General features: G+C 49.8%; 15 protein-coding genes and 1 other RNA gene. 8 read left to right on the plus strand and 8 right to left on the minus strand.

What is annotated here, in order from left to right:
* The first annotated feature begins 13 nt into the window (after nt 1–13).
* Nucleotides 14–445 (plus strand): hypothetical protein, encoded by a 432-nt coding sequence (locus N3Z11_RS15155; protein WP_260658043.1) that lies wholly within the window; start codon nt 14–16, stop codon nt 443–445.
* A gap of 50 nt (nt 446–495) precedes the next feature.
* Complete coding sequence (locus tag N3Z11_RS15160; RefSeq protein WP_260658044.1) at nt 496–1191, plus strand: SOS response-associated peptidase; 696 nt, start codon at nt 496–498, stop codon at nt 1189–1191.
* Nucleotides 1192–1390: 199 nt separating this feature from the next.
* Here N3Z11_RS15160 and ssrA read toward each other — a convergent pair.
* Both ssrA and smpB read right to left on the minus strand, forming a co-directional pair.
* Nucleotides 1391–1748: a transfer-messenger RNA gene (gene ssrA, locus N3Z11_RS15165) on the minus strand.
* A gap of 156 nt (nt 1749–1904) precedes the next feature.
* On the minus strand, nt 1905–2387 hold the full coding sequence (smpB, locus tag N3Z11_RS15170; protein ID WP_260658045.1) for an SsrA-binding protein SmpB: 483 nt from the start codon (nt 2385–2387) through the stop codon (nt 1905–1907).
* A 117-nt stretch (nt 2388–2504) separates the two neighbouring features.
* Here smpB and N3Z11_RS15175 point away from each other — a divergent pair, with 117 nt between their 5' ends.
* Together N3Z11_RS15175 and N3Z11_RS15180 are read left to right on the plus strand one after the other, a co-directional pair.
* Nucleotides 2505–2948: a type II toxin-antitoxin system RatA family toxin gene (locus N3Z11_RS15175; RefSeq protein WP_260658046.1), complete on the plus strand. Its 444-nt coding sequence runs from the start codon at nt 2505–2507 to the stop codon at nt 2946–2948.
* Complete coding sequence (locus N3Z11_RS15180) at nt 2941–3285, plus strand: RnfH family protein (protein WP_260658047.1); 345 nt, start codon at nt 2941–2943, stop codon at nt 3283–3285. The genes N3Z11_RS15175 and N3Z11_RS15180 overlap by 8 nt, the downstream gene beginning before the upstream one ends.
* Nucleotides 3286–3288: 3 nt before the next feature.
* Here N3Z11_RS15180 and N3Z11_RS15185 read toward each other — a convergent pair whose 3' ends face one another.
* The 4 genes from N3Z11_RS15185 to nadK all read right to left on the minus strand — a co-directional run bounded on the left by N3Z11_RS15185 (nt 3289) and on the right by nadK (nt 6674).
* Nucleotides 3289–3411 carry a hypothetical protein gene (locus N3Z11_RS15185; protein WP_260658048.1) on the minus strand — a complete coding sequence of 41 codons (123 nt, stop codon included), beginning with the start codon at nt 3409–3411 and terminating at the stop codon, nt 3289–3291.
* Between the two features lie 129 nt (nt 3412–3540).
* Entirely contained in the window at nt 3541–3909 is a 369-nt protein-coding gene (locus N3Z11_RS15190) for an outer membrane protein assembly factor BamE (RefSeq protein WP_260658049.1), read from the minus strand.
* Between the two features lie 74 nt (nt 3910–3983).
* Nucleotides 3984–5651 (minus strand): DNA repair protein RecN, encoded by a 1668-nt coding sequence (gene recN, locus N3Z11_RS15195; RefSeq protein ID WP_260658050.1) that lies wholly within the window; start codon nt 5649–5651, stop codon nt 3984–3986.
* Between the two features lie 141 nt (nt 5652–5792).
* Entirely contained in the window at nt 5793–6674 is an 882-nt protein-coding gene (gene nadK, locus N3Z11_RS15200) for an NAD(+) kinase (RefSeq protein WP_260658051.1), read from the minus strand.
* A gap of 153 nt (nt 6675–6827) precedes the next feature.
* Between nadK and hrcA the strand changes: the two genes are divergently transcribed.
* Together hrcA and grpE are read left to right on the plus strand one after the other, a co-directional pair.
* On the plus strand, nt 6828–7844 hold the full coding sequence (gene hrcA, locus N3Z11_RS15205) for a heat-inducible transcriptional repressor HrcA (protein WP_260658052.1): 1017 nt from the start codon (nt 6828–6830) through the stop codon (nt 7842–7844).
* A 42-nt stretch (nt 7845–7886) separates the two neighbouring features.
* Complete coding sequence (grpE, locus tag N3Z11_RS15210) at nt 7887–8456, plus strand: nucleotide exchange factor GrpE (RefSeq protein WP_260658053.1); 570 nt, start codon at nt 7887–7889, stop codon at nt 8454–8456.
* 85 nt (nt 8457–8541) lie between these two features.
* Here the strand turns inward: grpE and N3Z11_RS15215 are convergent, their stop codons facing one another.
* On the minus strand, nt 8542–10158 hold the full coding sequence (locus N3Z11_RS15215) for a methyl-accepting chemotaxis protein (protein ID WP_260658054.1): 1617 nt from the start codon (nt 10156–10158) through the stop codon (nt 8542–8544).
* A 216-nt stretch (nt 10159–10374) separates the two neighbouring features.
* Between N3Z11_RS15215 and N3Z11_RS15220 the strand changes: the two genes are divergently transcribed.
* Nucleotides 10375–11856: an NAD-dependent succinate-semialdehyde dehydrogenase gene (locus N3Z11_RS15220; protein WP_260658055.1), complete on the plus strand. Its 1482-nt coding sequence runs from the start codon at nt 10375–10377 to the stop codon at nt 11854–11856.
* A gap of 52 nt (nt 11857–11908) precedes the next feature.
* Here the strand turns inward: N3Z11_RS15220 and N3Z11_RS15225 are convergent, their stop codons facing one another.
* Nucleotides 11909–12406 (minus strand): PACE efflux transporter, encoded by a 498-nt coding sequence (locus tag N3Z11_RS15225; protein WP_260658056.1) that lies wholly within the window; start codon nt 12404–12406, stop codon nt 11909–11911.
* Between the two features lie 92 nt (nt 12407–12498).
* Here N3Z11_RS15225 and N3Z11_RS15230 point away from each other — a divergent pair, with 92 nt between their 5' ends.
* Nucleotides 12499–13395 (plus strand): LysR family transcriptional regulator, encoded by an 897-nt coding sequence (locus N3Z11_RS15230; protein ID WP_260658057.1) that lies wholly within the window; start codon nt 12499–12501, stop codon nt 13393–13395.
* Nucleotides 13396–13448: the final 53 nt, after the last annotated feature.

Raw genomic sequence — 13448 nt, forward strand, 5'->3', positions numbered from 1 at the left:
TAGGTTTTGAAACATGCTGAAACTAGCTTTTTATAAAGGCCAAAAACGTTTCGTTAACTTCGCTATCAGTAAAGCCACTGGCGGCCCATATTCGCATGTGGAAGTGATTATTAAAGAGTTGGGGAATGGATTTTGCCTTTGCTTATCATCGTCAATGATGGATGGCGGGGTGCGAATTAAAGTTATCTGCTTGCAAACAGAGGACTGGGAGATAGTTAATTCTGGTATCGCGGGCGTGAGTGAAAGTGATGCCTGGGAATGGTTCTACAAATACCACCGTTGCACGTATGACTACTATGGTGCGTTACGCCATAAACTTCACTGGCTGGATGAAGTGGAAGACAAGTTTTATTGCAGCGAAGTGGTATGCCACCTTTTTAAACTCGAACATCCACAGCTCAATCCAAATCAGCTGTATAAGCACATTAAAGCCTTAGTGGTGTAGCAAGCACCCTCCAGCTGAGGTATAGATAAAGCTTCAGCTGGAGGTTTTTTATGTGCGGAAGACTAAACGTATCAGATGACCCACTGGTCATTGGCCTGATGGGGGCGCTGGGAATGCCGCTCTTTGAAAAAGAACGTTACCCATTGCGTACCGGGCGATTTATCAAAGCAACGAATGTAGTGTCTATCGTGCTTGAAGAGCATGGCCAGCGCAGATTGCAAGATGCTATTTGGTGGTTGTTACTAGAACCAACCGAAACAGGCTTTAAGCCCTCACAATACACTTCATTTAACACCCGTTACGATAAGCTCAACGTCAAAGGCAGCGCTGGATATATTCCTTACCGCAAACAACGTTGCATTATTCCGGCATCAGGCTTTGGCGAAACCGAAGTGAGTAATGGCAAAACCTTATACACGGACTTTATTGGGAATGAGGCGATTGCCTTTGGTGGCCTATACAGAACTTGGGTGCATAAGGACACCGGAGAGATGGTTTACTCTTGCTCAGTGATCACCTTACCACCACACCCAAAACTAAAGCCTTATCACACCAAAGCAATGCCATTAATGTTGCCAAAAGGCATCATGGACGATTGGCTTTCACCAGGTGTTACTAACACAGACCTTTTTAATGACCTTTTAAAGCCGGTATTAAGGGTTGATTTAAAGGGTATTACGATAGATAAACCAAGCCACCACCAGCAGATTGGAGAATCCTTTGAGTTGGCAAAGGATAATGATTAGGGCGTTTGCATCAAATTGGGGCAGGGGAAATCACTTGGTTTGATAAAATTAAACCGTTTAATCTGACAAATTTGTCAAACCATATGACGCGAATTTGTCAAACCATGCGGCGCGCTACAATTGGCGACAAGGTGTAGTTTTAAACTATTGGATTTAAAGGAGATTTGAGAAGCGGCGCAGCTTGCGCCGCTCTCATTTGTGGTGGAGCTGGGGGGATTTGAACCCCCGTCCGAAAAACCTACGTCTTCAGTACTACATGCTTATCCATTCATTTGGTTAACCCTATGAGCGCCGAATGGCAGGCTATCGTCGGGCGAGTCCGATTGGTTTTAGCATCTTGGCTCCGGACAAAGCCGCCATGCGATCCTGTTAGGGGTGATCTCCCAAAATCCCGGCTTACAGGCATGCGCGGGGGGGAGAGCATCTACTGCTTATTAGGCAGCGATTGCGTATGTTTCGTCGTTTGCGACTACTTTTTTGCGGCTTTTTACGAGGCCAACCGCCCCTCGGCATGCACTTAGGAGTTCGTGAATCCCGTCGAATCCAGTATCAGCCCCGAATTCTTCGTGAAGCGAACGCTTCAGTAACCTGGGCATTCTACGCCCTGACACCGGTAGCGGCAAGCAATGCTTTGATGCTTTGCTGCTTTATCCGGCGCCTTATTTACTAAATGGCGATTGTTTCGCCAGTTTCAAGCGCCAAAAGAAAAAATTTTAGCGTTTGCTGTGTTTCATCATCCGTTCTTTTTCGCGTGACCAGTCGCGGTCTTTAATATCGTCGCGTTTATCAAATTCACGTTTACCCTTGGCGAGATAAAATTCCAGTTTCACCCAGGGGCCTTTCCAGTACATGGACGTTGCTATCAGGGTAAAACCGTCGCGCTCTACCGCACCAATCAGTTTGTTCAGTTCGCGCTTGTTCAGCAGTAATTTGCGCGAGCGCTCGGGGTCGCACACCACATGGCTGGACGCACTGTTTAGTGGGGTAATCACAGCGCCAAATAAATAAGCTTCGCCATTTTTCAGGATGACATAAGAGTCAGTCAGATTGGCTTTGCCCTGGCGAATACTTTTAATTTCCCAGCCCTGCAATGCCATACCGCCTTCAAAACGGTCCTGCAGAAAATAGTCGTGCCTGGCTTTTCTGTTGGTAGCAATGGTGCCACCTGTATTGGTTTTATTCGATTTTTTACTCATGCTTGCTCAAAATGCGCTTGAAAGTGCGACATGGCGAAAAGGGGAGAGCCATGGCGTTGAAACTTGTTACAGGTGCAGATTCTGCTACAATCGCCGACCTGATTCAGGGGAGTGAGTATGCCACAAATTGAACGCAGCGCGTTGGTTTTTTATAGCTGCCAGCAGATGTTTGAGCTGGTGACCGATGTGCCGTCCTACCCGCAGTTTTTGCCAGGTTGTAGTGCCGCTCAGGTGCTTTCCTTTGATGGAAATATTCAAACCGCCAGTTTGCAGGTGTCTAAAGCCGGCATCAGCAAAAGTTTTACCACCCGTAATACGCTGGTGCCGTACAGCCGTTTGGATATGCAGTTAGTTGATGGGCCTTTTAAGTTTTTGCGGGGCGGTTGGCAGTTTATTCCGTTAAGTGACGATGCCTGCAAAGTGGTGCTGGCGCTGGAGTTTGAGTTTTCCAGCAAGTTGGTGGAATTTGCTTTTGGCAAAATTTTTAATGAACTAACGATGGCGATGGTGCAGGCTTTTACTCAGCGTGCCAAACAGGTGTATGGAGAACAATATGGCTGATCAGATTGCAGTTGAAGTGGCCTATGCCTTGCCGCAGCGGCAAAGTTTGTTGAGTTTGACGGTAGCTGTAGACAGCACTGTGCAACAAGTAATTGAATACAGTGGCATTTTAAAGACGCACCCTGAAATTGATCTGAGTAAAAATAAAGTCGGGATCTGGAGTCGTACCGTTAAACTGGATGAGCGGGTAAGAGCCGGCGATCGGATTGAAATTTACCGGCCTCTGATTGCCGATCCAAAAGATATGCGCAGACGCCGCGCCGAAAAAGCGAAAGAAGAAGGCAGAGCTGATAAGACCACAGGTGGCCGGCCGCAACAGCATCATCAGGACGATTGAGCATTAAATTGCGGGCAAAGCTTGTCTTTGTTGCTGCTGAGTGGCTGGCAGCATCAGCTTCATCATCAAACCCGCTATCCGACCGGCATCGGGCAGGCAACAAGCACGGATAAACAAAAAGGACATCAGAGATGTCCTTTGTTGTTTGTTGCGCAAGCAAGGTATTTGCACTTTTGACCGGCTTATATCCAGGCTTCGTTTGGTGCTTGAGTTCCAATTAACAGCAAACTCAGCGTGAAACTAATGCTGTTTCTGTTATTGGTCTAATGGTGTATTAAAATCTTTTGGTACTTCAAAATCACCGGTCATTTTGACCAGCTTGTTATCTTCGAAATTTAACACCAGTTGTTTTTCAAAATCACGTTTACCATTGCCGCTTTTCAGTGAGTAAAAATAGTGCCAAACGTTATCGTCAAAGCTGTTTTCGGCCACCGGGTTACCAAGCACAAACTGCACTTGCTCTTTGGTCATTGCAATACGTAATTTATCAATGTCTTTTTGTTCCAGAAAGTTGCCTTGTGGCACATCAATCCGGTAAATCCAATTGCTGCAGGCCGACATTGACAGGGCACAACAGGCGGCAACCAGCCATTTGCTGATTGATTTTGAGAATACAGCTGCCATAACACTCTTCATTTTTTTTAGTAAGGCCTGCATCATACCGCAAGCATGGGGGGAGATTAAACCCTCCATCTGACTCAGGGAGTACATAAAAGTTCGCGGGCATTGGCAATTGCGCTGGCACTGACATTTTCACCGGCCAACAAACGGGCAATTTCCTGCACCCGTTCATCGTCCTGTAAAGTACGCATCCGCGTTTCGGTATGCACACCGTCGGTATATTTTTCGACAAACATTTGCTGGTGACCCTGGCTCGCCACTTGTGGTAAGTGGGTGACACAAATCACCTGAGTAGCAGCCCCCAGCTGACGCAATAAACGGCCAACGCCAGCAGCCACAGGGCCGCTGATGCCAACGTCCACTTCATCAAAAATTAAGGTGGGGGTGGTGACTTTATCGGCCAGGATCACCTGAACAGCCAGGCTGATGCGGGATAATTCTCCGCCTGATGCGACTTTGTGCATCGCTTGCAGCGGCTGACCCGGGTTGGTGCTGACCAAAAACTCGATATGGTCGCAGCCCAGGGCGTTGGCTTTATCCAGCGGCAGTTGCTGCAGCATGATTTCAAAACGGGCATTGTGCATACTGAGTTCAGCCATGCTGCGCTCAATTTTATGGCTCAGTTCCAATGCGGCCTGTTGCCGCTGCTGACTGAGTTTGTCGGCCGCTTCGCTGTAGCTGCGCGCTGCCCGGGCTATGGCTAATTCCAGCTCAGCCAGTCTATCGTCATCACCGGCCAGTTGTTGCAGTTGCTGCGCTAGATGCTGATGGTGCAAAAACAGCTGGTCATTTGGGATCTGATGTTTACGGCTTAACGTCAGCCACTGACTTAACCGCTCATCAATGTCATTTAAACGCTCAGGGTCTACTTCTACTTTTTCGCCGTAACGGCGCAGCTCGCGGCTGGCTTCTTCCACCTGCACCAGGGCTTCCTGAAGCATTTGTTCTATGCCAGCGAGTTTGCTGTCGATTTGGCTGGCATCGCCCAGCAGATAGCTGGCTTGTTTTAATAAACTTAATGCGTTGCCTTCTTCACACTCTGTCAAAAGCTCCAGCCCTTGCTGACTGGCGGCAATTAAACCGGCGCTGTGGCTTAACCGCTGATGCTCTGTTTCAAGTTCGGCAAATTCGTCTTGTTGCGGGGCAAACTGGTCAAGCTCTGCCACCTGATATTCCAGCAATTGGCGCTGTGCTTCGCGCTGCTGTTGTGAGGTGAGCAACTGCTGATATTCCTGCTTCAGCTGCTGCCAGTCTTTCCAGTGTTGTTTGACTGCCTGCAATAAGGTTGGATGATCAGCAAAAGCATCCAGCAGCTGACGTTGATGCTCAGATTTCAGCAATAACTGGTGGGCATGCTGGCCGTGAATGCTCAGTAATAACTGACCCAGACTTTTTAATTGTTGTGCCGGCACCTGCACGCCATTGATATAACCACGGGAGCGGCCTTCGCTGCCTACCACGCGGCGAACTATACATTCATTCCCCATGGCTAAATCTTGCTGAGCCAGCCAATGTTGTGCTGCAGGCAGCTTGCTGATGTCAAAGGTGGCGACTAAATCGGCCTTATCGGCACCAGGGCGTACGACAAAACCATCGGCACGCTCACCCAGGCACAAAGCCAGGGCATCCAGTGAAATAGATTTACCGGCACCGGTTTCACCTGTGATGGTGGTCATACCGGGTTGCCATTCAATTTCCAGTGCACGGACAATCGCAAAGTTGCTGATATGAAGATGGGTAAGCATGATGCGGCCTGTAGTTATCAATCACAGTTAAAATGAATAACTGTGAATTTATACAGTAATTTTAAAACTGACAAGTCAAAGCGGAAAAAATTTTAATGTCACGGGGCTATAACCGCAGCTTCCATGCAGGAAGCTGCTGATTTAATAGAGTTTGGAGCCCCAGCCTAACTTATTGCGCAGCACGTTAAAATAACTGTAACCCGGCGGATGTACCAGTTTCAGTGGTTTAGGGTGTTTGCGGATCACAATTTCGTCCCCCGGCATCACCGCCAGAATGACATGGCTGTCGCAGCTGATTTGCAGATGGGCGTCGTTACTTGGTGCCACTTTGAGCCGGATTTCGCTGGTGCCTGACACCACTAAGGGCCGGCTGCTTAAGGTATGGGGGAACATCGGCACTAAACTCATGGCATCGAGCTCAGGCGTTAAAATAGGGCCGCCACCGGATAATGAATAAGCGGTAGAGCCTGTTGGTGTGCTGACAATCAGACCATCCGAGCGCTGGCTAAACACAAATTCGCCATTAATATAGGCTTCAAATTCAATCATATGCGCCACTTTGTCAGCATGCAGTACAGCTTCATTGACGGCGCTGTTGCTGCTTTTAATGCTGTCGTGGCGATGTACTTCAATTTCCAGCAGGTTGCGGTGTTCGTTGACATAATTACCGGCCAGCACTTCGGCCAGTGGCACCTGAAAACTTTCCGGTGATAAGTCGGTTAAAAAACCTAAATTGCCGCGGTTCACCCCAAGCACTGCCACGCCAAAACGTGCCAGCACCCGTGCAGCGCCCAGCATATTGCCGTCACCACCCACCACTATTGCCAAATCACAATTTTTGCCAAGGTCTACCAGATCCATCGCCTGTACTTCAGCTAAACCTAATGAACCCGCCACCTTTTCTTCGACATAAACCTGCAGTTGATATTGTTTGAGAAAATGGTACAAACTGACCAGGGTGTGATTGGCGCCCTGATGATTGGGTTTGCCAATCAGGCCGATAGTGCGAAAAGCATGGCTCATAGCTTATTGATCCAGCGAAGATTTGGCTTGAGTATACAAAGTGTGATGGCGCTGTACCAGAGTCTGGCTGACGGTTGCGTTAGTTTTGTGCTGATGGTTGTTTTTTTGTGGTAAGTCCCCACTATATGCAGGTATTCATCAACAGGTGGCAGTATGACGGCAGGGCTGAGTCGGTCAGAGCTTATTTTAAAACTCATCGTAGAGCAGTATCTGGCGGATGGTTCGCCGGTATCGTCGAAGTTGATCGCAGAAAACGCCGCTTTGCAGGTGAGTTCAGCCACTGTGCGCAACAGTATGGTGCAGCTGGAACAGCTGGGGCTGATCCGTTCGCCTCATACTTCTGCCGGCCGTATTCCAACCACGCAGGGGATCCGGCTTTTTATCGACAAAATGCTGCAGCTGGAGCCTTTACCCTCGCGTTGGCTTAATGACATCCAGCAGCATCTGGTGCCGCAGTTGCCGGTGTCGCTGTTGTGCCAGAAAGCCGGCCAGTTATTGGCCAACCTGACAGGTTTGGTCAGCATTTTTAGTGCGCCCAAAGCGGCAGGCCGGGTGATCCGTCAGGTTGATTTAGTGCGTCTGGCCCCCGACAGACTGCTGCTGGTGGTTATTGATGAAGAAGGTGACATTCTGCACCGGGTGTTATGGCAACCACAGGGCATCAATGCCAACACCTTAAGCCGCAGTTTGTGTTTACTCAATGCCGCACTTTGTCATCAGCAATGGCTGGACGGTATCTCCAGACTGAGCCTGATGCTGAAAACCGAAGATGAAACCATAGCGGCTTTATTAAAAGATGTGATGGCGCAATTAAGTCTGGATGAGCTGCAGCAAAATCAGCCGCTGGTATTTGGTCAGCATCATTTACTGCAAGCGGCTGAATCGCTTAAAGATCCGGCGTTACAGCAGGTGGTGCAATTGCTGGAGCAACCCGCTTGCCTGATGCAGTTATTACAACCGCTGGCCACCGACAACAATACCAAACTTATTTTGGGTAAAGAGTCGGGCATAGCACAACTTTATAATGTCAGTGTGATTACTGTCAGGTATCAGGCTGATCCACAACGATTTTTAGCTTTATTAGGCCCAAGAAGGATGAACTACGCCAGACTGATCCCGCTGGTGGAAGCCTGTGGCCAACAATTATCAAAGCACTTGAATCGGGCGTGACAATCCCCATAATAGCCGCACCAAGTTTGGAGTGAAGAACAGATGAGCGAGCAAGAAAAGGTACATAACGAGCCACAGGCTGAAAACGCAACCACCCAAGCCACTGATACAGTGGAATTATCGGGTGAGCAGGCAGTGATTGCCAAGCTGGAAGCAGAATTAGCGGCCGCCCGTGCCCATGCTGCCGATCAACAGGATTTGGCGTTGCGGGTAAAAGCTGATGCGGAAAACACCAAACGCCGCGCGGCCATGGATGTGGAAAAAGCCCATAAATTTGCACTGGAAAAATTTGCCGGTGATTTATTACCTGTGCTGGACAACCTTGAGCGTTCTTTAGGTTTTATCGATCCGGCCAATGAAGCGGTGAAAGCGCTGGCTGAAGGGGTGGAACTGACGTTAAAAGGTTTGCTCGACACAGTGGGTAAATATGGTGTGCAGCAGATTGATCCACAGGGTCAGCCATTTAACCCTGAATTCCACCAGGCCATGTCAATTCAGCCAAGCGCTGAGCTGGAACCAAACACCGTCATGTTTGTGATGCAAAAAGGTTATGAACTGAACGGCCGTTTATTACGCCCGGCCATGGTTGGTGTGTCGAAAAAGCCGGATTAAACCGTTTTTAAGTCGCAACGTGCAACCAAAAACAATGCCAGCTTATGCTGGCATTGTTGTTTTAGCATGATTGGTTTTGTGGTGTTTAGTTCACTTTAAAACGACCAACCAGACCAAAAAGCGCATCCGATAACTGCCTGATTTGCATCGACAACTGTTCGTTTTTTTGTGCTATACCACCGGCGGCCACCGCCTGATCGTTCAGCGCATACAGGTTTTTGGTAATTTCTTCCGATACCAGACTTTGCTCTTCGGTGGCGGCCGCTGTTTGGGTAGCCATATCGTTGACACGGCGTGATGATTGTTGCAGCTGATGGAACACTTCATCAGCTTTGGCAAAAAATGCCAGGGTGCGGTCGGCATTTTCTTTACTGCTTTGAATGGCGCCAGAGGCTTCATTCACCCGGCTTTGCAGTTTTTGAATCATTTCCTGAATATGGTTGGTACTTTGTTGGGTGCGCGACGCCAGAGTGCGGACTTCATCGGCCACCACCGCAAAGCCACGGCCCTGTTCACCGGCCCTTGCTGCCTCTATGGCGGCATTGAGCGCCAGCAAATTGGTTTGTTCGGCAATAGCGCGAATCACATCCAGCACAGAGGCAATATTAGCCGAGCTGTTTTGCAGTTCAGCCGAACTTTCAAGCGCAGTGTCTACATCACTGGAAAGTGCCTGCATGCTGTCGTTGACATTATTCACCACTGTTAAACCCTGTTCGGCATTGCGGCTGGCGGCTTCGGCCTCCTGCGCCGAGCTGGTGGCCACATTGGCCATCTCTTTGTTGGCAATAGTCATTTCATGCACGGCGCTGACAATAGTGTCTGAGGCGGTATTTAATGAATTGGTAATGTCTTTGGTGCTGGACGCTGATGCTGACAAATGTTCGGTCAGTTCACTCAATTGGCCAGCTTGTTTTAATACCGAGGCAATCAGCTGGCACAGGTTGGCAACAAAAGCGTTAAATTCGTGGGCAAGCTCGGCAAATTCGTCTTTGCTTTGCACATTCAGCCGGGCGGTTAGATCCCCTTCGCCAGAGGCGATTTCGTGAATACGGCGGGTTAAAAAGTTAATTTGTGAGGTTAACTGGCGCGGGATCTGATAACTGAACCAGCCGGCTATCAGTAAAATCAGCGCTGAAATACCATAAGCCAGGGTTTGAAAACGGTTGATGGCGCTGCTTAACACTTGTTGTTCGCTGATGGACTTATTGAGCGCAGCTTCACCGGCTTTATCCAGTACATCACGCAAAGAGCCAAACTTTTGTTCTTCATCACTGAGTAGCAGCGTTGTATCTGCGCCATTGCCGGCGGCGCTGAGCAATTGTTCGCTGGCTTGTTGCCACTGGTTAAACTGGTTGTCAAAACCGGCAAATTCGCCCCTGATGTCAGGGTACTGTGCCAGATGCTTTAAATAGTCGGCAAAACGTTGTTTAACCTGAGCGGCATTTTCTCGGGCGTCCTGCTGCTGCGCGGCAATATCACCAACTTTATTCAGTGCATAGGTGGTAGCAAGTTTGGCCTGATACAAATCGCGGTCGGCGTTGAGTACTAAAGAAATGGCTTTAAGAAAATTATTGGCCTGAGCGTCCAGCGCACTTTTTTGCATGGCCGATAAATAACTGAACATCGCCACGACCACCACTAAGGTGAAAGCCAACAGCACCATAGGAACTGTGCTTTTTACTCTGATACTGTGCAGGTTCATCTGCGTCTCCCTGTGTTGTATTTTCTTGACGCAAGTATTGGCTTGTATTGAAAATTTCTCCAATTCAAAGCTTAAATTTGCGACAAGTACTTAGGCTTTTGCTGCCAGTTTTTTAGCAATTGCGCTAAAAACGGTTTTGCATAAAAGCCGTCGCGTTTGCGGCCGCGCTTTTGGTTATACTCTGGCCCCTGGTGTTTATTGTGGATGGTATTTGTGATGCAACTTGCTGATCCTTCGTTATTAAAAACCGGCTTATTACTCAATGGTGTCTGGCAACAGGGGCACGGCAATGCGGTAAATAGCGCTGTGAATAGTTTTGTCGTCAGTAACCCTGCCAATGCGTTGGCAGTTGCCAGCGTGAGCTCGGCGACAGCTCTTGATGCTGAGCAGGCTATTTGGCATGCGGTGCAGGCGCAGGCGTTGTGGCAGCAACAACTCGCCTCTGAGCGCGCTTTATTATTAAAAAGCTGGTACCGGCTGGTGCTTGAACATCAGGATGACTTAGCGCTGATTTTAGCCACTGAGCAAGGCAAACCGCTGAGTGAAGCCAAGGCTGAAATACTTTATGCCGCCAGTTTTATTGAGTGGTTTGCCGAAGAAGCAAAAAGGCTGTACGGCGATCTGATCCCAAGCACAGCCCGTGGCAGAAGGCTGCTCACCATCAAACAGCCGGTTGGAGTGGTGGCCGCCATTACCCCCTGGAATTTTCCGGCCGCTATGGTCACCCGCAAACTTGCTCCTGCTTTGGCTGCCGGCTGCGCTGTGATTTTAAAACCTTCAGAGCTGACACCACTGACGGCGCTGGCGCTTGGCGAACTTGCGCAGCGCGCCGGTTTTCCGCCAGGGGTATTGCAGTTGCTGCCAACCATTGAGGCTGCAGCTGTGGCACAGGTGTTGTGCCAAAGCCCTCTGGTTCGCAAGCTGACTTTTACCGGCTCAACCCAGGTTGGCAAATTACTGATGCGCCAGTGTGCTGATACGGTAAAAAGGCTATCGCTGGAGCTTGGCGGTAATGCACCTGTGTTGGTGTTTGCCGATGCGGATTTAACTAAAGCCGTAGCCGGGGTGATGGCAGCAAAGTTTCGTAATGCCGGCCAAACCTGTGTTTGTATTAACCGCATTTATGTGGAGCGTTCTGTCTATGACCGCTTTAACAGCTTGTTATCAGAGGAAATTCAGCAGCTAAAGCTTGGCGATGCGCTGACCCCCGGCGTGCAGATTGGGCCTTTGATTAATACGGCTGCAGTGCAAAAAGTATCGGCTTTGGTGCAGGACGCCATCAGTAAGGGCGCCAGGTTAAATTGTGGCGGGCAGGGCTCAGCACTTGGCGAAAGTTTTTATCAGCCAACGCTGTTAACAGAAGTCACTCAGGAAATGCAGCTGATGCAGCAGGAGATTTTTGGCCCTGTGGCGGCTGTCATGCCCTTTGATACCGAGCAGCAGGCTATTGCCATTGCCAATCAGAGTGCGGCTGGCCTGGCGGCTTATCTGTACAGTAGTGATATTGGCCGGTTATGGCGGTTGGCTGAAGCGCTGGAGGTGGGCATGGTGGGGATCAATGAAACCGCCATTTCCACTGAGGTGATCCCTTTTGGTGGGGTCAAAGAGTCGGGGCTTGGCCGGGAAGGCTCGCGCTATGGCATTGAGGAATATCTGGAAATTAAACATCTGTGCTGGGGCGGTTTAGCGCAAAGCTAACAAACCTGAACTTGCGGTCAGCAAAAGCTGGCCGCAGCGCTCCACTCAGGTGCTAGCTGCCGGCCTCTCGCGAAGGGATAGGAAACAGCAGATCATAAGCCCAGTGGTATAAATAACCGTACAGCAGATAAAACAGCATAAAACCTAAATCCAGCAGCAACGCCTGCCATAAACTGACTGCCAGATACCAGGCCGTGAGCGGTACAAACACCGCCAGTAAACCCAGCTCAAACAGCACTGCATGACCAAGGCGCTCCGGCGCAGTTTTATAACTTCGGCCTTTGGGCGCTAAATAATAGCGGTCAAACCACTGATTAAACTGATAATTCCACCAGGTTGCTAGCAGCGACATCAGCACCGCCAACAGGCCCAATGTCACTGCAGACTTGTCAAATAACAGGCTGCTCAGCGGCACCAACAGCAGTAAACCTATGCCTTCAAAGCCCAGTGCCATCCTGAGCCGGTCTTTGCGGCTGCGGCTTAGTGGCGGGGCAGCGACTACATCATTGCTATGATGCGCTGCTGATTTTGCGTTAATGCGGCTGTGCATGTTGTTGTTCCTGATGCTGTGGTATTGCTGTGGCTTATTCTATCTGTGATTATGTAGGTAACTAAGTTAGAACCCATCTGGAAAACAGATAGATGAATTTGCAGCAGCTGGATATTTTGTTGGCGGTGGTGGCGGCTGGGTCTTTTTCGGCGGCGGCGCGAAAGCTCAATAAAGCGCAGTCGGCTGTCAGTCATGCCATCAGTGAACTGGAAATTGATTTAAATCTGCAGCTGTTTGACCGCAGCAGCCGTTACCCAGTGCTGACGCAGGCCGGTGAGCGTATTGTGGCGCAGGCGCGGCTGGTGCGCCGGCAAATGCAGCAGCTGAGCGAGCTGGCCACAGATTTGGCCGGCGCTGTTGAAAGCCGTTTGTGTCTGGCTGTTGATGATGAAGGCCAGCTGCCCTGGCTGGCGCCTGTGCTATCTGAGCTGGCACAGCGGTTTCCGGCGCTTGAGCTGCAGATTTTATTTCCGCTACTGGAAGATTTAACCCGACTGCTCGACAGTGGTGATGCGGATTTGGGCATATGTTTTCAGCCACAACAGGCCGGCACGCAATTTTTGCGCTGGCCACTACAGCAGCTGAAATTTGCCGCAGCTGTGTCGGTTGAACATCCGCTGGCGCAGCTTGGGGAAGTTACAGTGGCTGATCTGCAGCAATATCGGCAACTGATGGTCACAGGGCGTGGTGAAAGTGTGGAGCGCCAGCGCGGCCGTATTTGTGGTCAGGTCTGGTGGCTGGAAGGCGACATGGCCGTGCTGGCGCTGCTTGAACAAAATCTCGGCTGGGCCTGGTTACCGCAGTCTGTTTTGCAACCCGCGCTGGCAGATTGCAAGTTGACCCGACTGCAGCTTAAAGATGATCCTTCGTTGTTACCTGTGCAGTTGGAGCTATGGCAACATCAAACGAAAAAACTGGGACCGGCCGGTTTATGGCTCAGGCAAAGGTTATTGTCGTTACATGATGGGGGCAAAAGCGGCACAGCCTGAGCCGCTTTTGCTGCTGCGTTTAGCATTATTTGACGGCAGATCGCAAAAAGCGC

The sequence above is a fragment of the Rheinheimera sp. 4Y26 genome (assembly GCF_025245835.1).
In the GTDB taxonomy this organism is placed as follows: Bacteria; Pseudomonadota; Gammaproteobacteria; order Enterobacterales; family Alteromonadaceae; genus Pararheinheimera.

Coding starts and splice junctions, on each gene's coding strand:
- N3Z11_RS15215 (WP_260658054.1), bottom strand. CDS start 10,158: ATGAACCTGCACAGTATCAGAGTAAAAAGCACAGTTCCTATGGTGCTG.
- N3Z11_RS15225 (WP_260658056.1), bottom strand. CDS start 12,406: ATGCACAGCCGCATTAACGCAAAATCAGCAGCGCATCATAGCAATGAT.
- N3Z11_RS15190 (WP_260658049.1), bottom strand. CDS start 3,909: ATGGCAGCTGTATTCTCAAAATCAATCAGCAAATGGCTGGTTGCCGCC.
- smpB (WP_260658045.1), bottom strand. CDS start 2,387: ATGAGTAAAAAATCGAATAAAACCAATACAGGTGGCACCATTGCTACC.
- N3Z11_RS15220 (WP_260658055.1), top strand. CDS start 10,375: ATGCAACTTGCTGATCCTTCGTTATTAAAAACCGGCTTATTACTCAAT.
- N3Z11_RS15185 (WP_260658048.1), bottom strand. CDS start 3,411: ATGTCCTTTTTGTTTATCCGTGCTTGTTGCCTGCCCGATGCCGGTCGG.
- N3Z11_RS15175 (WP_260658046.1), top strand. CDS start 2,505: ATGCCACAAATTGAACGCAGCGCGTTGGTTTTTTATAGCTGCCAGCAG.
- grpE (WP_260658053.1), top strand. CDS start 7,887: ATGAGCGAGCAAGAAAAGGTACATAACGAGCCACAGGCTGAAAACGCA.
- N3Z11_RS15230 (WP_260658057.1), top strand. CDS start 12,499: ATGAATTTGCAGCAGCTGGATATTTTGTTGGCGGTGGTGGCGGCTGGG.
- nadK (WP_260658051.1), bottom strand. CDS start 6,674: ATGAGCCATGCTTTTCGCACTATCGGCCTGATTGGCAAACCCAATCAT.
- N3Z11_RS15180 (WP_260658047.1), top strand. CDS start 2,941: ATGGCTGATCAGATTGCAGTTGAAGTGGCCTATGCCTTGCCGCAGCGG.
- N3Z11_RS15160 (WP_260658044.1), top strand. CDS start 496: ATGTGCGGAAGACTAAACGTATCAGATGACCCACTGGTCATTGGCCTG.
- N3Z11_RS15155 (WP_260658043.1), top strand. CDS start 14: ATGCTGAAACTAGCTTTTTATAAAGGCCAAAAACGTTTCGTTAACTTC.
- recN (WP_260658050.1), bottom strand. CDS start 5,651: ATGCTTACCCATCTTCATATCAGCAACTTTGCGATTGTCCGTGCACTG.
- hrcA (WP_260658052.1), top strand. CDS start 6,828: ATGACGGCAGGGCTGAGTCGGTCAGAGCTTATTTTAAAACTCATCGTA.